The organism is Streptomyces sp. NPDC002680 (genome assembly GCF_042889145.1).
Taxonomy (GTDB): Bacteria; Actinomycetota; Actinomycetes; order Streptomycetales; family Streptomycetaceae; genus Streptomyces; species Streptomyces adonidis.
Genome location: NZ_JBIAQP010000013.1, coordinates 282,372 through 300,373 on the forward strand (window position 1 = coordinate 282,372; position 18,002 = coordinate 300,373).

General features: G+C 70.7%; 15 protein-coding genes. 1 reads left to right on the plus strand and 14 read right to left on the minus strand.

All coding sequences use genetic code 11. The features are described from left to right. From ACFYXF_RS32340 to ACFYXF_RS32395, 12 genes are all read right to left on the minus strand, one after another. On the minus strand, window positions 1-849 hold the full coding sequence (locus ACFYXF_RS32340) for a TatD family hydrolase (RefSeq protein WP_389355001.1): 849 nt from the start codon (window positions 847-849) through the stop codon (window positions 1-3). Then, the gene (locus tag ACFYXF_RS32345) at window positions 849-1,487 is read right to left on the minus strand and encodes an EboA domain-containing protein (protein ID WP_389355003.1); all 639 of its coding nucleotides are present in this window, start codon (window positions 1,485-1,487) and stop codon (window positions 849-851) included. The genes ACFYXF_RS32340 and ACFYXF_RS32345 overlap by 1 nt, the downstream gene beginning before the upstream one ends. Then, window positions 1,484-2,611 (minus strand): sugar phosphate isomerase/epimerase family protein, encoded by a 1,128-nt coding sequence (locus tag ACFYXF_RS32350; protein WP_389355005.1) that lies wholly within the window; start codon window positions 2,609-2,611, stop codon window positions 1,484-1,486. Before ACFYXF_RS32350 ends, ACFYXF_RS32345 begins: the two co-directional genes overlap by 4 nt. Continuing rightward, window positions 2,608-3,840, minus strand: a complete 1,233-nt coding sequence (locus tag ACFYXF_RS32355) for an inositol-3-phosphate synthase (protein WP_389355101.1) — start codon at window positions 3,838-3,840, stop codon at window positions 2,608-2,610. Before ACFYXF_RS32355 ends, ACFYXF_RS32350 begins: the two co-directional genes overlap by 4 nt. A gap of 97 nt (window positions 3,841-3,937) precedes the next feature. Then, the gene (locus tag ACFYXF_RS32360; protein ID WP_389355007.1) at window positions 3,938-5,308 is read right to left on the minus strand and encodes a ThuA domain-containing protein; all 1,371 of its coding nucleotides are present in this window, start codon (window positions 5,306-5,308) and stop codon (window positions 3,938-3,940) included. A 12-nt stretch (window positions 5,309-5,320) separates the two neighbouring features. Continuing rightward, entirely contained in the window at window positions 5,321-7,834 is a 2,514-nt protein-coding gene (locus ACFYXF_RS32365) for a PQQ-dependent sugar dehydrogenase (RefSeq protein WP_389355009.1), read from the minus strand. A 116-nt stretch (window positions 7,835-7,950) separates the two neighbouring features. Next, a complete protein-coding gene (locus ACFYXF_RS32370; protein WP_389355011.1) occupies window positions 7,951-8,955 on the minus strand; it encodes a sugar phosphate isomerase/epimerase family protein in 1,005 nt (334 codons plus the stop codon). A gap of 15 nt (window positions 8,956-8,970) precedes the next feature. Beyond that, the gene (locus tag ACFYXF_RS32375) at window positions 8,971-10,212 is read right to left on the minus strand and encodes a Gfo/Idh/MocA family protein (protein WP_389355013.1); all 1,242 of its coding nucleotides are present in this window, start codon (window positions 10,210-10,212) and stop codon (window positions 8,971-8,973) included. A 149-nt stretch (window positions 10,213-10,361) separates the two neighbouring features. Continuing rightward, window positions 10,362-11,408: a substrate-binding domain-containing protein gene (locus ACFYXF_RS32380; protein WP_389355015.1), complete on the minus strand. Its 1,047-nt coding sequence runs from the start codon at window positions 11,406-11,408 to the stop codon at window positions 10,362-10,364. A 17-nt stretch (window positions 11,409-11,425) separates the two neighbouring features. Continuing rightward, window positions 11,426-12,445, minus strand: a complete 1,020-nt coding sequence (locus tag ACFYXF_RS32385) for an ABC transporter permease (RefSeq protein WP_389355017.1) — start codon at window positions 12,443-12,445, stop codon at window positions 11,426-11,428. Further along, window positions 12,442-14,019, minus strand: coding sequence for a sugar ABC transporter ATP-binding protein (locus ACFYXF_RS32390; protein ID WP_389355018.1), 1,578 nt, complete (start codon window positions 14,017-14,019; stop codon window positions 12,442-12,444). Before ACFYXF_RS32390 ends, ACFYXF_RS32385 begins: the two co-directional genes overlap by 4 nt. A gap of 153 nt (window positions 14,020-14,172) precedes the next feature. After that, the gene (locus ACFYXF_RS32395) at window positions 14,173-15,354 is read right to left on the minus strand and encodes an ROK family protein (RefSeq protein ID WP_389355019.1); all 1,182 of its coding nucleotides are present in this window, start codon (window positions 15,352-15,354) and stop codon (window positions 14,173-14,175) included. 265 nt (window positions 15,355-15,619) lie between these two features. Between ACFYXF_RS32395 and ACFYXF_RS32400 the strand changes: the two genes are divergently transcribed. Then, window positions 15,620-16,048 (plus strand): PaaI family thioesterase, encoded by a 429-nt coding sequence (locus ACFYXF_RS32400; protein ID WP_389355021.1) that lies wholly within the window; start codon window positions 15,620-15,622, stop codon window positions 16,046-16,048. 81 nt (window positions 16,049-16,129) lie between these two features. On the opposite strand, the gene ACFYXF_RS32405 is transcribed toward ACFYXF_RS32400, so the two are convergent. After that, complete coding sequence (locus ACFYXF_RS32405) at window positions 16,130-16,810, minus strand: GntR family transcriptional regulator (protein ID WP_389355023.1); 681 nt, start codon at window positions 16,808-16,810, stop codon at window positions 16,130-16,132. A 113-nt stretch (window positions 16,811-16,923) separates the two neighbouring features. Then, entirely contained in the window at window positions 16,924-17,877 is a 954-nt protein-coding gene (locus tag ACFYXF_RS32410; RefSeq protein ID WP_389355025.1) for a beta-ketoacyl-ACP synthase III, read from the minus strand. Between the last annotated feature and the right edge of the window lie 125 nt (window positions 17,878-18,002).

An 18,002-nucleotide genomic window follows, 5' to 3' on the forward strand; every position in this document is an offset into this window, starting at 1 on the left:
TCACTCCCCGCCGCGCAGGATGGAGTTGCCCTCGTGGGTGGCGTCGGTCGTGTCGACGTCGAGGTCCAGCCGGCCGCTGAGCCCGTAGAAGGCGACCGGGTTGCGCCACAGGACGAGGTCGACGTCGTCCTCGGTGAAGCCCTCCGCCAGCATCAGGTCGCCGACCTTGCGGGTCTTGAGGGGGTCGCTTCTGCCCCAGTCGGCCGCGGAGTTGACCAGCACCTGCTCGGGCCCGTAGGCGCGGAGGATCGCGACCATCCGTTCCTCGTCCATCTTGGTCTCCGGATAGACCGAGAAGCCGAGCCAGCAGCCGGCGTCCTTGGCCTCCTTGACGGTGGTCTCGTTGAGATGGTCGAGCAGGACGTGCTCCGGGGGCAGGGCGGACTCCCGTACGGCGTCGAGGGTGCGGCGCAGACCGGCGAGCTTGTCGCGGTGCGGGGTGTGGACGAGCGCGGGCAGCTCGTGGTCGGCGGCGAGCTGGAGCTGGGCGGTGAGGGCGGTGTCCTCGGCGGGGGTCATCGAGTCGTAGCCGATCTCGCCGACGGCGACGACGCGGTCCTTGACGAGATAGCGGGGCAATTCGTCGAGGACGGGGGCGCAGCGCGGGTCGTTCGCCTCCTTGGGGTTGAGGGCGATCGTGCAGTGGTGGGCGATGCCGTACTGGGCGGCGCGGAAGGGTTCCCAGCCGAGGAGGGAGTCGAAGTAGTCGAGGAAGGAGGCGGGCGAGGTGCGGGGCTGGCCGAGCCAGAAGGAGGGTTCGACGACGGCGCGGACACCTGCGGTGTGCATGGCCTGGTAGTCGTCGGTGGTCCGTGACGTCATGTGGATGTGGGGGTCGAAGATGCGCATCAGGACTCCTTGGCTTCGGCCGCCGTCAGGGCCAGGACTCGGTGCAGGTCCTCGGGGACGGGGCGGCCGGCGGCGGTGCGTTCGGCGGCGTAGTCGTCGAGCATGCGGGCGAGTTCGGTGTCGGCACGGGCCCGGTGGTGGAGGTCGGCCACGGTGTCGACGGGTACGCCGGTGAACAGGCACTTCAGTACGGCGTGGCGCCAGTTGTGGGTGTCGAGGTGCCGGGCGGCGTACGGGCCGACGGCTGCGGCGACCAGGCGGGTGTCGTTGGTGCGCAGGGCGTCCTCGACGAGAGGGAGGGCGTCGGGGCCGGGGACCAGGTGGGGCAGGGCGTGCAGGACGGCTCGGCGTTCGGCGGCGGTGCCCTGCCGGTAGACGCGGGTGAGGGCGTCCGGTCCTGCTTGGGCGGCGTGCAGGATCAGGACACGTACGGCGTCCACGTGGTCGGTGCCGCAGCGGCGACCGGCTTCGGCGAGGCGCAACTCCCAGGCGGAAACGGGGCCTTGGGTGCCGGAGCGGGCGGCTGCCTCGTCCAGGGCACGGGCGAGCCAGGCGCGGGCGGGTTCGGGGAGGTGGGCGGTGAGGTGGGTGTGGAGGTCGTCGAGGGAGGTGCCAGGGCCGGTGTGGGGCTGGGTCATGGGGTGCTCCCTTCGGCGGTGACGGCGGGCTTGGCCGGAGTGGCGAAAGGGGCGGCGGCACCGGCTGGTGGGAGTACGGCGGCCTGTGGACGGGCCGCCTGCCGGGCTTGAGCGGGCCGGGGCGCAGTGGTGGTCGGCGCTGCGGCTTCAGCAGAGGCTGCGGAGGAGGCGGACAGGGGCGGGGCGCTCAGCGCCGTTCGGCGGAGGAAGCGGAGGGAGTGTTCGGCGTAGTGGGGGCCCGCGTGGGAGTGGCGGGGGAGTTCCACGACGGTCAGGCCCTGGTAGCCGGTGGCGGACAGTGCGGCCAGTACGGGCGGGAAGTCGATCTCTCCGTCACCGAAGGGCAGGTGTTCGTGGACTCCGCGGCGCATGTCCTCGATCTGGACGTGGCGCAGCCAGGGGGCGGCGGCGCGGACGCAGTCGGCGGGAGGGAGTGGTTCGAGGCACTGGCAGTGGCCGATGTCGAGGGTGAGGCCGAGGGCCTCGGGGTCGTCGAGTGCGTGGCGGAGGTGGTGGAAGTCGGCGATGGTGGCGAGGAGTTGGCCGGGTTCGGGTTCGACGGCGAGCGGGATGCCTGCTGCGGTGGCCGCGTCCAGGACGGGGGCGAGGGCGTCGGTCAGTCGCTGCCAGGCGGTGTCCTGGTCCGTGCCTGCGGGGGTGATGCCACTGAAGCAGTGCACGGCGTGGGCGCCGAGGTCCGCGGCGACTCGTACGGCCCGGAGCAGGAGGTCGACGCGTCGCCGGCGGTCGTCCGGGTCGGGGTCGAGGAGGGAGGGGCCGTGTTTGCGGCGTGGGTCGAGTACATAGCGGGCGCCGGTCTCCACGGTGACGCCCAGGCCGAGGGTGTTCAGGCGGCGGGCGAGTCGGCGGGTGCGGGCGGGGAGGTCGGGGGCGAGTGGGTCGAGGTGCATGTGGTCGAGGGTCAGCCCGACGCCGTCGTAGCCGAGGTCGGCGAGGAGGCCGAGGGCGTCGTCGAGGCGGAGATCGGCGAGGCCGTTGGTTCCGTAGCCGAAGCGGAGGGGGGTGGTGTCGGAGGCCTCGTACGGTGCGTAGGCCCGGGCACGTGCCCGGGCGCCCCGGGCCTGGGCGCCGCCTCGGGGGGTCCCGCCGGGTCGCGTGTTCACCGGCGTTCCCCGTCCCCGGCGGCCGCGGCTGATGCCGACAGCTCGGCCGGTTCAGCAGACCCCGCCGGCCCCGCCAGCTCCGGCGGCACCGCCGCCCCACCTCCCCCACCGCCCAACCGCCCCGCGAACCCCACCAGCTCCGCGTACTGCTCCCCCAGCCCCGACGGGCCGTCGCCCAGCGGGTCCTTGAAGTAGAAGCCGAGTTCGCTCAGGGGGCCGGAGAGGCCCGTTTCGTGGGCGCGGGCAGTGAGGCGGGCCAAGTCGAGGACGAGTGGGGCCGCCAGGGCCGAGTCGCAGCCCTGCCAGGTGGTCTGGAGGATCATGCGGGTGCCGAGGAAGCCGTCGAAGGCTATGTGGTCCCACGCGGTTTTCCAGTCGCCGAGGGACGGGACGTCGTCTATGTGGACCGTGCCCTCCGGTGTCGTGCCGAGGGTGTCGGTGAGGACGCGTTCCTTGCCGGCGTTCTTGGCCGCCGCCGCGGAGGGGTCGGCGAGGGATGCCCCGTCGCCGCCGCCGAGGAGGTTGGTGCCCGACCAGGCGCGGACCTCCAGGGCACGTTGCGTGAACATCGGGCCGAGGACCGACCTGAGCAGGGTCTGGCCTGTTTTGCCGTCGCGGCCTGCGTAGGGGAGGCCGCTGGTCGCAGCCGCGTTCGCCAGCTCCGGGTGGTGCAGGCCTGTCGACGGGGTGAAGTTGACGTACGGGCAGCCCGCGCGCAGGGCCGCCGCCGCGTAGAGCGAGCTGGGCGGGAGTGCGGTGCCGGTCGGGGTGGGCTCCGTGGAGGCCACGTTCACCACCACCGCGCGGGTCAGGTTGTGGCGTCGTACGAAGTCCTGGATGTCTGCGGCGAAGGCCGCCACCAGGTCGTCAGGGGTTCGGTCCAGGTCGCCCGGCGTGGGGGCGCCGGGCCTGATCTCCCGGTCCGCCGCGGCCAGTTCGGCGGCGATGGCCGAGGTGAGGCCGTACGGCAGGACGCCTGCCGCCGTCAGCGCCTCCGCGCGTTTCGGGAGTGGGCAGTCCACCGTGTCGTGGCCGCCGAAGACGAGGGCGGACAGAGATGGGAGGCCGCAGTCGGTGAACGGGGGTGTCTCGGTGACCATGCCCGTGGGGCGGTGCAGGCCTGCTGTCACGGCGGCGCAGCCCGCGACGACGGTGGTGGCGACGGAGCCTCGGGCCCCGATCAGCCATACCCCCACACGAGTTCGAGGTTGGGACGTCGACGTGGACATGGACATGGGCAGCGACCTCCTTGTCGTTCACGCGCCCCGGCGGCGGGCCGGGTGGAAGACGGCGGGCGGGAGTCCGGCGTCCCCCGCCCGCCGCCGCTCAGTGGTCCGTGGAAGCCGGGGTCGCCGGCGTGTTCACGGGCATCACGGGCAGTTCCTTGATCCGGATGTCACGGAAGGACACCTGGTCGTCGGCTCCGTGGTTCTGGATGCCGATGTGGCCGTCCCGCAGGCTGCGGGCCGGATCGGTGTTGGTGAAATCGTTGATCTTCACGCCGTTGAGCCAGACACGGAGGCGTTCGCCCTCCACGCGGATCTCGTACGTGTTCCACTCCCCCGGCGGGTTCAGCGCACGGTCGCGCTTCCTCACGTCGGCGGACTTGAACCCGTACACGGCCCCGGTGGTGCGGTCGGGGGCGTCGGTGGCGTCGATCTGGATCTCGTAGCCCTGGGAAACGGCCGACCAGGGGTCGTCGGAGGGCGGGAAGCCCACGAACACCCCGGAGTTGTCGTCCCCGTGGGCCTTCCAGTCGAGCTTCAGCGAGTAGGCGCCGAAGCTCCGGTCGGCGTACCAGAGCATCCCCATGCCGCCCGACGATGTGAGTGTGCCGTCGTCGGAGAGGGTGAAGGTGCCCGGGCCCGCCTGTCTCCATCCCGCCTGGGAGGTGCCGTCGAAGAGCGGCTGGTAGCCGTTCTCCGGGCGGCAGTCCGCCTGGGCCTTGCCGGTGGCCCAGCGCAGTCCGCCCAACAGGTGCTGCCGGAGGGCGGGTTCGGCGTACGCGGACGGGAGGTGGCCGACGCCGGTGTAGAAGGAGCGTCCGCCCGCGTAGTTCTGGCACCAGGCGATCGGATGGTCGCCGCTCATCGTGCCGCCGGTGTACGAGGACTCGTCGAGCGAGGCCAGGACATGCACCGAACTGCGGGGATTGGAGCGGTAGTTGTACCACTCGTCGGTACGGTTCCAGTCCGCGCCCAGGGCCGAGGTGGCCGGGTGGGCGCGGTCCTCGACCTCCATTCGGGCCGGCTGGATCGCCGGGTGCCCCTGGAAGTAGGCGCCGACGAGGCCACCGTAGAACTGCCAGTCGTACTCCGTGTCGGCCGCCGCGTGGATGCCCACATAGCCGCCGCCGTGGTGGATGTAGCTTTCGAAGGACCGTTGTTGACGGTCCGTCAGGACATCGCCGGTCGTCGAGAGGAAGACGACGGCCGCGTACCGGCGGAGGTTCGCCGGGTTGAACGCGGTCGCGTCCTCCGTCGCGTCGACCCGGAAGCCGGCACTCGCGCCGAGTTCCTTGAGCGCTGCGATGCCGTCAGGGATGGAGTCGTGCCGGAAGGCGGCCGTCTTGGAGAAGACGAGCACCCGGTCGGCGTGCCGTGATGGTGCGGACGTGGAGGCGGCCGGGGTCGACACGCATCCGAGGAGCAGTGCCGTGCCCACAACAGCGGTTGATATTCGGCCTGTTGGTCGCATGGCGCACTCCCCTCAGCCAGTGGTGAAGTGGAAGTCGTCCACCTCGTACAGGTCGCCGCTCGCCGCCCCCTTGAAGACCAGGTAGAAGGTGGTCGTGCCCTGCGGGGCGTGGGACAGGGTGGCGGTGACGTCCTGGTAGGTGTCCCAGCCGCCGGTCGCCGGTACGGTCGTGCGGCCCAGCACCTTGCCGGTCGGTGAACCCGCGCGGATCTCCAGCTTGCCGCCCGCGCCCGCCGAGGCGACGCGTGCCGTGAGCGACTTGGCGTTGCTCAGGACGTACGGCGTGAAGGCGATCCAGTCGCCGTTGTCGATGTCGCCGACGGTCTTGGCGCCGTTGGCCGACTCGCGTGAACTCACCGCCGTACCCGAGGAGTTGTTGAAGTGCTCGGCCTGGCGGTGGGTGGGCTGGACGACGTTCTGGTCGTGGGTGGTCAGGGGTGCCTGGCCGCCGCCTCCGAGGTCGGTGTACTGGGCGTCGAAGACCCCGAAGATGTTGGCGTTGGGGTCGTGGCCGCCGTCGGCGCTGGTCTGGATGGTGCCGGAGCAGCCGTTCGCCGAGGTCTGCGGGTGGCCGTGGCTGTCGTGACCGAGGATGAAGGTGACCTGGACCTTGGTGCAGTCGATGCTCCGGCCGTCCTCCCGGTCGGTGACCTTCACCTTGAACGGGATCGCGTCACCGAACGCGAACAGCTGCCCGTCCTGCGGGAGTTGGAGGACCACCTTGGGCGCGGTGTTGCCGACGACGACCTGGACGCTCGCGCCGCCCGTACGGCCGGTGGTGTCCTTGGCGGTCACCGTCGCCGTGTACGTGCCGTTCTTCTTGTACTTGTGGGAGGGGTTCGCCGAGGTCGACGTACCGCCGTCGCCGAAGTCCCAGCTGTACGTGAGGGCGTCGCCGTCCTGGTCGGTGGAGCCGGCGGAGGAGAACTTCACCTTCAGCGGGGCCTGCCCGGAGGTGACGTCGGCGGCGGCCTGCGCGACCGGGGAGTGGCCGTCGGTGGCGTTCTCGATGCGGTACAGGGCGGAGTGCTCGTCGCCGCCGAACCACGAGATGCCGTAGTCGAGGACGTACAGCGCGCCGTCCGGACCGAAGGCCATGTCCATCACCTGGGTGCCGGTCCACGGAATGTCGTTGATGGACTGGACGGTCCCGTCGGCGTCGCTGCTGATCCGCTTGATCCAGCGGCGGCCGAACTCACCGGCGAAGAAGTCGCCGTCGTAGGCCTCCGGGAACTTGACCGGGGAGTCGAGCGAGGCGTCGTAGTGGTAGACCGGGCCGCCCATCGGGGACTCGGAGCCGTCGCCGAACTCCGGTACGGACGGGCCGTTGTACGGGATCCAGGCGGCCTGCGCCGGGGGAAGGTCGGTGAGGCCGGTGTTGTTGGGCGAGGTGTTCTTCGGGGCGGCGCAGTCGAACTTGGCGCCCGAGGTGCCGGTCGCGAAGTCGTAGTCCACGTAGGCGTCGTTGGCGCCGGTGCAGTACGGCCAGCCGAAGTTGCCGGGGCCGGTGACGCGGGCGAACTCGACCTGGCCCGCGGGGCCTCGGTTCGGGTCGGCCGCGCCCGCGTCGGGGCCGTACTCGCCGATGTAGATGATGCCGGTCGCCTTGTCGACGCTGAAGCGGAAGGGGTTGCGGAAGCCCATCGCGTAGATCTCGGGGCGCGTCTTGTCCGTGCCGGGCGCGAAGAGGTTGCCGGCCGGGACGGCGTACGAGCCGTCCGAGTTGACCTTGATGCGCAGGATCTTGCCGCGCAGGTCGTTGGTGTTGCCGGACGAACGCTGGGCGTCGAAGGCCGGGTTGCGGCCCGCGCGCTCGTCGATGGGCGTGAACCCGTCGGACTGGAAGGGGTTGGTGTCGTCGCCCGTCGACAGATACAGGTTGCCCGCCGCGTCGAAGTCGATGTCGCCGCCGACATGGCAGCACAGGCCGCGTGAGGCCGGGACGTCGAGGACCTTCGTCTCGCTGGCGTTGTTCAGGGTGCCGTCGGCGTTGAGGACGAACCGGGAGAGCCGGTTGACGCCGTCGAAGGGCGCGAAGTCGGCCGCGGTGCCCGTCTCGGGGGCGTCGCCCGCCGGGGTGTTCAACGGGGGTGCGTAGTACAGGTAGATGAAGCGGTTGGTGCTGAACTCCGGGTCGACGCCGATGCCTTGGAGGCCCTCCTCGTCGTGGGAGTAGACGTCGAGCTTGCCTGCGAGCCGGGTGTTTCCGGCGGCGTCGGTGATACGGAGTTCGCCGTCGCGCGAGGTGTGCAGGACCGAGCGGTCGGGGAGGACGGCGAGCGACATGGGCTCGCCGACCTCCGGTTCGCCCTTGGCGAGGGTGACCTGCTGGAAGTCCTCGGCCGCGGCCGCTCCCACAGGGGCCGCCTTGTCGGCGACGGCTGCGCCGGCCTGGGGGACGGCCAGTGTCAGTGACGCTCCCGCGAGCACGGCGCCCGTGAACAGGGCGAGCGCTCTGCGGAATCCGGGGTGTCGTCTGTGACTCTCGGTTCTGCCGGTGCGGGTGGTGCCGTCTTTCGCGTGCACGAATGCCTCCAGAATGGGGCTCGTTGTACATGCGGGTGCGATACGCCGGGGTGCGCCGTCACCCCGGAACAATTCGGGAAGTACTCCGGAACATTCGGGAAGTACTCAGGAAGGGCTCAGTCGTTGCTGCCGAACGCCGCGTCGAACGAGGCCGACGGCGGCTCGAAGTCGTACGCCTTGAGGTGCGCCAGTGCCTCGGGGGCGCCCTGGAGCCGGTCCATGCCGGCGTCCTCCCACTCCACGGAGATGGGCCCCCGGTAGTCGATGGAACGCAGCATCCGGAAGACGTCCTCCCAGGGGACATCACCGTGGCCCGCCGACACGAAGTCCCAGCCGCGGCGCGGGTCGCCCCAGGGCAGGTGGGAGCCGAGGCGGCCGTTGCGGCCGTCGAGCCGCTTGCGGGCCTCCTTGCAGTCGACGTGGTAGATCCGGTCGCGGAAGTCCCAGAGGAAGCCGACCGGGTCGAGGTCCTGCCACACGAAGTGCGAGGGGTCGAAGTTGAGGCCGAACGCGGGCCGGTGGTCAACCGCCTCCAGGGCGCGCTGGGTTGTCCAGTAGTCGTAGGCGATCTCGCTCGGGTGGACCTCGTGCGCGAACCGCACGCCCTGGGCGTCGAAGACGTCCAGGATCGGGTTCCAGCGGTCGGCGAAGTCCTGGTAGCCGCGGTCGATCATCGACTCGGGGGCGGGCGGGAACATCGCGACCAGATGCCAGATCGCGGAGCCGGTGAACCCGATGACGGTGTCGACTCCGAAGGCGGCGGCGGCCCGTGCGGTGTCGGCGATCTCGGCCGCCGCCCGCTGCCGTACGCCCTCCGCCTCGCCGTCGCCCCAGATGCGCGTGGGCAGGATCGCCTGGTGGCGTTCGTCGATGATGGCGTCGCAAACGGCCTGGCCGACCAGGTGGTTGGAGATCGCCCAGCACTTGAGGCCGTACTTGTCGAGGAGTTGGTGGCGGCCGTCCAGGTAGGAGGGGTCCGCGAGGGCCTTGTCGACCTCGAAGTGGTCGCCCCAGCAGGCGAGTTCGAGTCCGTCGTAGCCGAAGTCACGGGCGAGGCGGCAGACCTCTTCGAGGGGCAGGTCGGCCCACTGGCCGGTGAAGAGAGTGAAATCGCGCGGCATTCTCGTCGAGCCTCCTCAGACCGATACGGGCGAGACCGTGGTGGGTGGGGCCATGGTGGGTGAGACCTTGATGGGCGTGTAGACGGAGTTCTTCTCCGCGCTCTCCTCGACCGCCGCGAGGACGCGTTGCACCTGGAGTCCGTCCGCGAAGGACGGCCGGGGCCGGCTGCCCGTCGCGATGGCGTGGACGAGGTCGCGGGCCTGGTGGACGAAGCTGTGCTCGTAGCCGAGGCCGTGGCCCGGCGGCCACCAGGCGTCCAGGTAGGGGTGGTCGGGTTCGGTGACGAGGATGCGGCGGAAGCCCGCGTGCGTGCCGGGTTCGGTGCCGTCGTGGTAGGCGAGTTCGTTCAGGCGCTCCAGGTCGAAGGCCAACGAGCCGTGCTCGCCGTTGAGTTCGATGCGCAGGGCGTTCTTGCGGCCCGTCGCGTACCGGGTGGCCTCGAAGGAGGCGAGGGCGCCCGAGGGGAAGCGGCCGGTGAACACGGCCGCGTCGTCGACGGTGACCTGCCCGACGCCGGCGGTCGCGGCGGCGGAGAGGCCGCTGGTCGGGCCGCCGGGCAACGGGCGTTCCCGTACGAAGGTTTCGGTGAGGGCGGAGACTCCGGCGAGCTCCTCGCCCGCGAGGTACTGGGCGAGGTCGACGATGTGGGCGCCCAGGTCGCCGAGGGCGCCCGAGCCCGCCGACTCCTTGCGCAGCCGCCAGGTGAGCGGGAACTCCGGGTCCACCAGCCAGTCCTGAAGGTACGTCACCCGTACGTGCCGCAGGCTGCCGAGCCTGCCCTCGGCGACCATGGAACGGGCGAGCGCGGTGGCGGGCAGGCGACGGTAGTTGAAGCCGACCATCGCCAACTGGCCGCGCTCCTCGGCCTCTTCGGCCGCTGCCGTCATCGCCTCGGCCTCCTCGACCGAGTTCGCGAGGGGCTTCTCGCACAGGACGTGTTTGCCTGCGGCGAGGGCGGCGAGGGCGATCTCCGCGTGGCTGTCGCCGGGGGTGCAGATGTCCACGACGTCGACGTCGTCCCGGGCGATCAGGGCGCGCCAGTCGGTCTCGGCCGCGGCCCAGCCGTGGCGGTCCGCCGCGGCTTTGACGGCGTCGGCGTCACGGCCGCAGATCGCGGCGAGCACCGGGCGGGTTGGCAGGTCGAAGACGCGGCCCACGGTGCGCCAGCCCTGGGAGTGGGCTGCGCCCATGAACGCGTATCCGATCATGCCGATGCCCAGTGCCGGCTTGTCGGCGTCTGCCTGCGGCTGTGCCATGCGGATGTCCTCCTCAGGTGGTGGGGGGTTGGTCCAGCAGGTCGGCTGCGGGTGCGTTGTGGCTGGTCGCGCAGTTCCCCGCGCCCCTTTGGGGGCGCGGCCGAACCGCAAGCCCTGGAAGTCGCCCCCAGCCCCCTGACCCGGTTCCTCTACTTGAAGCCCGTCGGCATGTACTGGTCGACGTTGGTCTTGTCGACGACCGCCGAGTAGAGCGTGATCGACGACGGGATCTCGAATTCGGCGAGGCCGCTCACCCCCTTGGTCTGGCCCAGGGCTCGGGCCAGGTCGATGGCCGAGGCGGCCATCGTGGGTGGGTAGAGCACCGTCGCCTTCAGGACGCCGTTGTCCTGCTTGATGGCCTGGAAGGCGGAGAGGGCGCCCGCGCCGCCGACCATAAGGAAGTCGTCGCGGCCGGCCTGTTCGATCGCGCGGAGCGCGCCCACGCCCTGGTCGTCGTCGTGGTTCCACAGGGCGTTGAACTTGGGCTGGGCCTGGAGGAGTTGGGCCATCTTGGCCTGGCCCGACTCGACCGTGAACTCGGCGGCCTGGCGGGCGACCTTCTTGACGTTCGGGTAGTTCTTCAGGGCGTCGTCGAAGCCCTTGGTGCGCTGCTGGGTCAGTTCCAGGTTGTCGAGGCCCGCGAGTTCGATGACCTTGGCGTCGTCCACGTCCTTGAGCTGCTCGCCGATGTAGTGACCGGCGTTGAGGCCCATGCCGTAGTTGTCGCCGCCTATCCAACAGCGGTACGCCTGCGGGGTGTTGAAGATCCGGTCCAGGTTGACGACCGGGATTCCGGCGCGCATCGCCTTCAGGCCGACCTGGGTGAGGGCCTTGCCGTCGGCGGGCAGGATCACCAGCACGTCGACCTTCTTGTTGATCAGTGTCTCGATCTGGCCGATCTGCGCGGCGGTGTCGTTGGAGCCCTCGGTGATCTCCAGGGTCACGTCGGAGTACTTCTTGGCGCGGCTCTTCGCGTTGTCGTTGATCGCGTTGAGCCAGCCGTGGTCGGCCTGCGGTCCGGCGAAGCCGATGGTGACGGCCTTGCCGGGAGTGTCGGCGGCGGCCGGCTGGTCGTTCGATGCGGGCTCGTCGTCGGACTCGTTGCTGGTGCAACCGGCGAGCAGGACTCCCGCCCCGACGGCGGCGGTCCCGAAGAGCAGCCCTCTGCGGCTCGTGAAAGGCGTCGACTCTGGCATGGCGGTGAACCCTTCCCTCAGGTCGTGCTTGCGGTACGGCGCTGGACGAGCACGGCGGCGACGATGATCGCGCCCTTGGCGATCTGCTGTACGTCGCTCTGCAGGTTGTTCAGGGCGAAGATGTTGGTGATCGTGGTGAAGATCAGGACGCCCAGGACGGAGCCGACGATGGTGCCGCGACCCCCGCTGAGCAGGGTGCCGCCGATGATCGCGGCGGCGATGGCGTCCAGCTCGTACAGGTTGCCGTTGGTGTTCTGGCCGGAGCCGGACAGGATGATCAGCAGGAAGGCGGCGATCCCGCAGCACAGTCCGGAGAGCAGATAGAGGTAGAGGCGCTGGCGGCGTACGTCGATGCCGGCCAGGCGGGCCGCCTCCGCGTTGCCGCCGACGGCGACCGTGCGGCGGCCGAAGGTGGTGCGGTTCAGGATCAGCCAGCCGATGATCGTCACGACCGCGAAGACCAGCACCAGTGGCGGGACACCGAGGATGTACGCGTCGCGCTCGCCGAGGTCCAGGACGCTGTCGATCGTGACGATCTGGGTCTTGCCGTCCGTGATCTGGAGGGCGAGTCCGCGCGCCGAGGCCAGCATGGCGAGCGTGGCGATGAACGGGACCATCCCGCCGTACGCGATGAGCAGCCCGTTGACCAGGCCGCAGCCCACGCCGACGAGCACCGCGGTGAAGAGGATGCCCGCGAAGCCGTACTCCTGGGTGGCGACGGTGGTCGCCCAGACCGAGGCGAGGGCGACGATCGCGCCGACCGAGAGGTCGATGCCGCCCGACATGATGACGAAGGTCATCCCGACGGTGACGACACCGATCACCGAGCCCTGGGTGAGGACGAGTTGGAGGTTGCGGGTGTCGAGGAACTCGTCGGGCTTGGTGATGCCGCCGACGACGATCAGTGCGGCGAGCACGCCGAGGAGGGAGAGGGTACGGACGTCGGCGCGGGCCAACAGGCCTCGCCAGGCCGGGGGTTGACCGGTCGACGGGATCTTGTCGGTGGTGTCGCGCGGCGGGGAGACGGGCTGCGTCATGATGCCGGTCCCCTTTCACCGTCCGCAGAGCTGCCGGCCACGGAGCTTGCGCTGGCCACAGGGGCTCCTTCCATCACGAGGTCGAGTACGCGGTGTTCGTCGAGTTCGCGGGCCGGTGCCGTGTGCACGACGCGGCCCTCGCGCAGTACGAGCACCCGGTCGGCGAGGCCGAGCACCTCGGGCACTTCGCTGGAGACCAGCAGGACGGCGAGGCCCTCGTCGGCGAGGCGCCGGATCACCGCGTACAGCTCGGCGCGGGCACCGACGTCGACGCCCCGGGTCGGTTCGTCGAGCAGCAGGACCCGGCAGCCGCGCAGCAGCCAGCGGGCGAGGACCGCCTTCTGCTGGTTGCCGCCGGAGAGGGTCCGGACGGGCACGGAGGGGTTGTCGGGCCGCAGCGACAGTTCGCGGGTGGCGGCGCGGGCGGCGCCGAGTTCGGCGCCCCGGTCGATCCAACCCCCGCGTGCGAAGCGGGACATGGAGGAGACCGACACATTGCGGGTGACGGACTCCAGCATCAGCAGGGCCTGCGCCTTGCGTTCCTCGGGGGCGAGGCCGAGTCCGGCGCGCACCGCCGCCCGTACACTGCCGGGCCGCAACGCCTTGCCGTCGACGAGGACTTGACCTGCTGACGGCTTGCGGGCGCCGTAGATCGTCTCCAGGATCTCGGAGCGCCCGGATCCGACCAGTCCGGCGAGACCGACGATCTCGCCGGGACGCACGGTGAGGTCGACGGGCGCGAACTCGCCCTCCCTGGCCAGCCCTTGGACTTCGAGGACCGGTGCGCCGACCGTGTCCCGCGGTGTCGCCGGCCGCTCCGGGAAGACGTACTCGACGTTGCGGCCCGTCATCAGGGCGACGACCTCGCGGGTCGGTGTGGACTTCGCGGGGAGTCCGCCCGCCACCGCCCGGCCGTCCTTGAGGACGGTGACGCGGTCGCCGATGCGGCGGATCTCCTCCAGCCGGTGCGAGATGTAGACGACGGCGACCCCGTCGGCGGTCAGGTCGCCGACGATCCGGAAGAGGTTGTCGACCTCCTCCGGGTCGAGCGCGGCGGACGGCTCGTCCATGACGATCAGCCGTACGTCGTGGGAGAGCGCCCGCGCCATCGACACGATCTGCTGCTGCGCCGCCGACAACTCCCCGACCAGCCGCCCGGGATCGACCTCCGGGTGGCCGAGTCGCTTGAGGAGAGCGGCAGTCGACGACTTCGCCGCCTTCCCCCGTACGACGAATCCGGCGGCCGTGGGTTCATGGCCCAGGTGGACGTTCTCGGCGACCGACAGGTGCTCCACCAGGTCGAGTTCCTGGTAGATGGTGGCGATGCCGAGGCGCATGGCGGCGATGGGCGAGCGCAGGGTGACCGGCTCGCCGCGCCAGGTGATGGTGCCGTCGTCGGGCTGGTGGGCGCCGGCCAGGACCTTGATGAGCGTGGACTTCCCGGCACCGTTCTGGCCGAGCAGACAGTGCACTTCACCGGCCTGGACGTCGAGGTCGACGCCGTCGAGGGCCCGGACTCCGGGGAACGACTTGGTGATGCCGGACATGCTGAGCAGCGGTGGTTCTGGTGCCATGACGGTTCCCCTTGGCGGGCGTGCGGGCCGGTTGCAGGGCAGATCCCAAGGTGGGCAAGTCGCCTGCTGGGCAGGCGTTTTAGAGCAGGGCAGAGCGGGGCGCTGTACTGGTGAGCCGTGGATACGGACTGATGAGCCGTAGGTACGGAGTGGCTACGCGGGTGAGAACAGGTGGTCGCTGATGAGCCGGGCCGCGCCGATGACTCCGGCGGTGGGGCCCAACTCCCCCAGGACAATGGGCAGGTTGCCGGTCGCCAGTGGCAGTGACTGGCGGTAGACCTGGGTGCGGATCGCGGCGAGCAGGGTGTGGCCGAGGCCGGTCACCCCCCCGCCGATCACCACCAGGCCGGGGTTGAAGAAGCTGACCAGGCCGGCGATGACCTGGCCGGTGCGGTTGCCGCCCTCGCGGATCAGGTCGAGCGAGGTGGCGTCCCCGGCGGCAGCTGCGGCGGCGACGTCGACGGCGCTCAGGGCGCCGCTCGCCTCCAGTCGGGCCGCGAGTTCCGCCGAAAGTCCTTGCTGGGCCGCCTCTTTGGCGTCGCGGGCGAGCGCGGCGCCGCTGAAGTGGGCTTCCAGGCAGCCCCGGTTGCCGCAGGCGCACGGGCGGCCGTCGGGCACCGCCTGGATGTGCCCGATGTCGCCGGCACTCCCCGTCACCCCACGGTGGACCTCACCGCCGACGACGATTCCGCAGCCGATTCCGGTGCCGATCTTGACGCAGAGGAAGTCGCCCACGGAGCGGGCGACGCCCGCGTGCTGCTCCCCCATCGCCATCAGGTTCACGTCGTTGTCGACCATGACCGGGCAGCCCAGTTCCTGGCTGAGCGCCTCCCTTACGGGGAAACCGTCCCAGCCGGGCATGATCGGCGGGGCGACCGGTACGCCCTCGGGGAAGCGGACCGGGCCCGGGACGCCGATACCGGCGCCGTCGAACCCCTCCGCGAGCCCGGAGGCCCTCAACTTGGCCGCCATGGACAGGACTTGCTCGAAGACCGCGACCGGGCCCTCGCGCACGTCCATGGGCTGGTTGACGTGCCCCAGCACTTCCAGTTCGGCGTTGGTGACCGCGACGTCGATCGAGGTCGCGCCGATGTCGACGCCGAGGAAACGCAGGGCGGGGGCGAGCCGGATGTTGTGGGAGCGGCGGCCACCGCGCGAGGCGGCGAGTCCGTCGGCCACGACCAGGCCCGTCTCCAGGAGCCGGTCCACCTCCACCGCCAGCTTGGACCGGGACAGGTCGACCTGATCCCCCAGCTGGGCCCGGGAGTTGGGCCCACCGTCACGCAACAGCCGTAGCAGCCGGGCCTGATGGGCGTTCGCGGGTCGCGCGGTCATACGTCTCACAAGCCCCTCCCCGCCTAGTCAGGCACCAACCGGCCATGCTTTCCGGCCACTTCGCCGGGCTTTCGAGTGGAACGTAGCAGCGGCTGCCGGGGCTGGGAAGAAGTTGCGCACAGATTGCCCTCGACTTTTTCCTCTGAGAGGACAAAGGCGGGGTCGCAGACCGGTGCCGGGCGCATTACCTCGCGGGTCATCGACCCCGCCCCGCCCGCGACACCACACTGGCGAAGCCCGCACCCGTCACCGCGAGAGGACAGCCATGACCACTCGGCCCGAAGCCCCCCTCCCCGTCGAACTCGCCGCCACGATCCTCGCCGCGCTGCCCTTCGCGGGGGAGCTGGGCATCGAGCTGGAGGAGGCCGGGGCCGAGCGCACCACAGGCGTGCTGGCCTGGTCCGAGCGGCTGTGCACAGTGGGCGGCACCCTGCACGGGGGCGCGCTGATGGCCTTCGCGGACACCGTCGGCGCGGTGTGCGCGTTCCTCAACCTGCCGCCGGGCGCGGGGACTTCGACGGTCGAGTCGAAGACCAACTTCTTCCGTGGCGTCCGCTCGGGCAAGGTCCGGGCCGAGGCACAGCCGCTGCATGTGGGCCGGTCCTTCGTCGTCGTACAGACGGATCTGTACGACGACGAGGGCAGGCGGGTGGGCCAGACGACGCAGACTCAGGCGGTGCTGGGCGGCCAGTAGGGCATGCGGCACACTACTCGCTGCTACCGCGGATCCCTCAGATCGGCAGATGCCCCAGATGCCAGAAGCCCGGCAGAGTGCTCAGTCGCGCGGACGCTCGTGATACGTCTTGCGCGTGTGTTCAGTATGGGCCCGCATGACCTCCGTCGCCCGCTGCCCGTCCCCCTCCGCGATCGCCGCGATCAGCTCACGGTGCTCGATCCACGACTGCCGGCCGCGCTGCCGGGCCACCGGCGTGTAGTACCAGCGCACCCGCCGATCGACCTGCGCGGCCAACTCCGCCAGAACCGTGTTCCCGGCCAGCTCCATGACCTTCGCGTGGAAGCGGGCGTTCATGGCGACCGCACCGTCCACGTCGTCCTCGGCCACCGCCCGCTCGCCCTCGGCGCACAGCTGCTCCAGCACCTCGACGCCGGCACGACCGGCGCCCGTGGCGGCGAGCCGGGCGGCCTCGGCCTCCAACAGCGTGCGGACGGTGAGGAGTTGGTCCGCCTCCTCCTCCGTCGGCTCGTGCACGAAGGCACCCTGGGCGGGCCGCAGATCGACCCACCCGTCCGTGTTGAGCCGTTGGAGTGCCTCGCGCACCGGCTGCCGTGAGACCCCGAGGTGCCCGGCGAGTTCGCTCTCCACCAGATGCTGACCGGGTTGCAGGGCACGGGTCGTGATCAGTTCCAGCAGCGCCTCGTACACCCGGTCACGCAGCGGACCGGGACGTTCGAGCTTCGGTACCGCCCCCTGCGGCAGTCCTGTCGTCGAGAACATCGCGGTCCCCCTGGGTCAGCGCCGGGCAGAGCAGCCAGGACGCCAGTATGAATTGTCTTTCGTCTACAGTCCACGGTGCACAGGAGCCGGAGGGTGCACGGACACCGGGGCACTCAGGGACAGCGGACGACCTGTCCGGCGTACGACAGATTCCCGCCGAAGCCGAACAGGAGGACCGGGTCGCCGGTGCTGATCTCCGCGCGCTCGACCAGTTTCGAGAAGGCGAGCGGGATGCTGGCGGCCGAGGTGTTGCCGGACTCGACGACATCGCGGGCCACGACGGCGTTCACCGCGCCGATCTTCTCGGCCAGGGGTTCGATGATGCGCAGGTTGGCCTGGTGGAGGACGACCGCGGCGAGGTCCTCGGGGGCGAGTCCCGCGCGCTCGCAGGCCTGGCGGGCGATGCGCGGGAGCTGGGTGGTGGCCCAGCGGTACACGCTCTGCCCCTCCTGCGCGAACACCGAGGGGGTGCCCTCGATCCGTACCGCGTGCCCCATCTCGGGCACGGAACCCCACAGCACGGGCCCGATGCCGGCCAGCCCCTCGGTGGGTGCCGGACAGGCCTCGACGACCGCCGCGCCCGCGCCGTCCCCGACGAGTACGCAGGTCGTGCGGTCGGTCCAGTCCGTCACCGCGGACATCTTGTCGGCGCCGATGACCAGTGCTCGCGTCGATCCTCCGGCCCGTACGGCGTGGTCGGCCGTGGCCAGGGCGTGGGTGAAGCCGGCGCACACGACGTTGAGGTCCATCGTTGCCGCCGACGGGACGCCGATCCGGTTCGCGACCCGGGCGGCCATGTTCGGCGAGCGGTCGACGGCCGTGGAGGTGGCGACGAGGACGAGGTCGATGTCGCTCGCGGCCAGGCCTGCCGCCGCGAGCGCCTTGGCGGCGGCGTGCGCGGCGAGCTCGTCGACGGGCTCGTCGGGGCCGGCGATGTGGCGCGTACGGATGCCCACCCGGCTTCTGATCCACTCGTCGTTGGTGTCGACCAGACCCGCCAGATCCTCGTTGGTGAGCACCTTGGCGGGCTGGTAGTGACCGACGGCGGCGATGCGCGAGCCGTTCATGAGTGGGTCCCCTTACTGCATTTCGGTAGCGGGATCCACCAGTCTGATCAGTGACTCACCAGTACGACGGCACGCGATGCCACAGGATTCGCGCGGCAGGGTTGTCGGCTTCCATCAGACCCCAC

What these genes read in the sequence shown, in the direction of transcription:
- ACFYXF_RS32340 (WP_389355001.1), bottom strand. Translation starts at nt 849, where the DNA reads ATGCGCATCTTCGACCCCCACATCCACATGACGTCACGGACCACCGAC.
- ACFYXF_RS32345 (WP_389355003.1), bottom strand. Translation starts at nt 1,487, where the DNA reads ATGACCCAGCCCCACACCGGCCCTGGCACCTCCCTCGACGACCTCCAC.
- ACFYXF_RS32355 (WP_389355101.1), bottom strand. Translation starts at nt 3,840, where the DNA reads ATGTCCACGTCGACGTCCCAACCTCGAACTCGTGTGGGGGTATGGCTG.
- ACFYXF_RS32360 (WP_389355007.1), bottom strand. Translation starts at nt 5,308, where the DNA reads ATGCGACCAACAGGCCGAATATCAACCGCTGTTGTGGGCACGGCACTG.
- ACFYXF_RS32370 (WP_389355011.1), bottom strand. Translation starts at nt 8,955, where the DNA reads ATGCCGCGCGATTTCACTCTCTTCACCGGCCAGTGGGCCGACCTGCCC.
- ACFYXF_RS32375 (WP_389355013.1), bottom strand. Translation starts at nt 10,212, where the DNA reads ATGGCACAGCCGCAGGCAGACGCCGACAAGCCGGCACTGGGCATCGGC.
- ACFYXF_RS32380 (WP_389355015.1), bottom strand. Translation starts at nt 11,408, where the DNA reads ATGCCAGAGTCGACGCCTTTCACGAGCCGCAGAGGGCTGCTCTTCGGG.
- ACFYXF_RS32385 (WP_389355017.1), bottom strand. Translation starts at nt 12,445, where the DNA reads ATGACGCAGCCCGTCTCCCCGCCGCGCGACACCACCGACAAGATCCCG.
- ACFYXF_RS32390 (WP_389355018.1), bottom strand. Translation starts at nt 14,019, where the DNA reads ATGGCACCAGAACCACCGCTGCTCAGCATGTCCGGCATCACCAAGTCG.
- ACFYXF_RS32395 (WP_389355019.1), bottom strand. Translation starts at nt 15,354, where the DNA reads ATGACCGCGCGACCCGCGAACGCCCATCAGGCCCGGCTGCTACGGCTG.
- ACFYXF_RS32400 (WP_389355021.1), top strand. Translation starts at nt 15,620, where the DNA reads ATGACCACTCGGCCCGAAGCCCCCCTCCCCGTCGAACTCGCCGCCACG.
- ACFYXF_RS32405 (WP_389355023.1), bottom strand. Translation starts at nt 16,810, where the DNA reads ATGTTCTCGACGACAGGACTGCCGCAGGGGGCGGTACCGAAGCTCGAA.
- ACFYXF_RS32410 (WP_389355025.1), bottom strand. Translation starts at nt 17,877, where the DNA reads ATGAACGGCTCGCGCATCGCCGCCGTCGGTCACTACCAGCCCGCCAAG.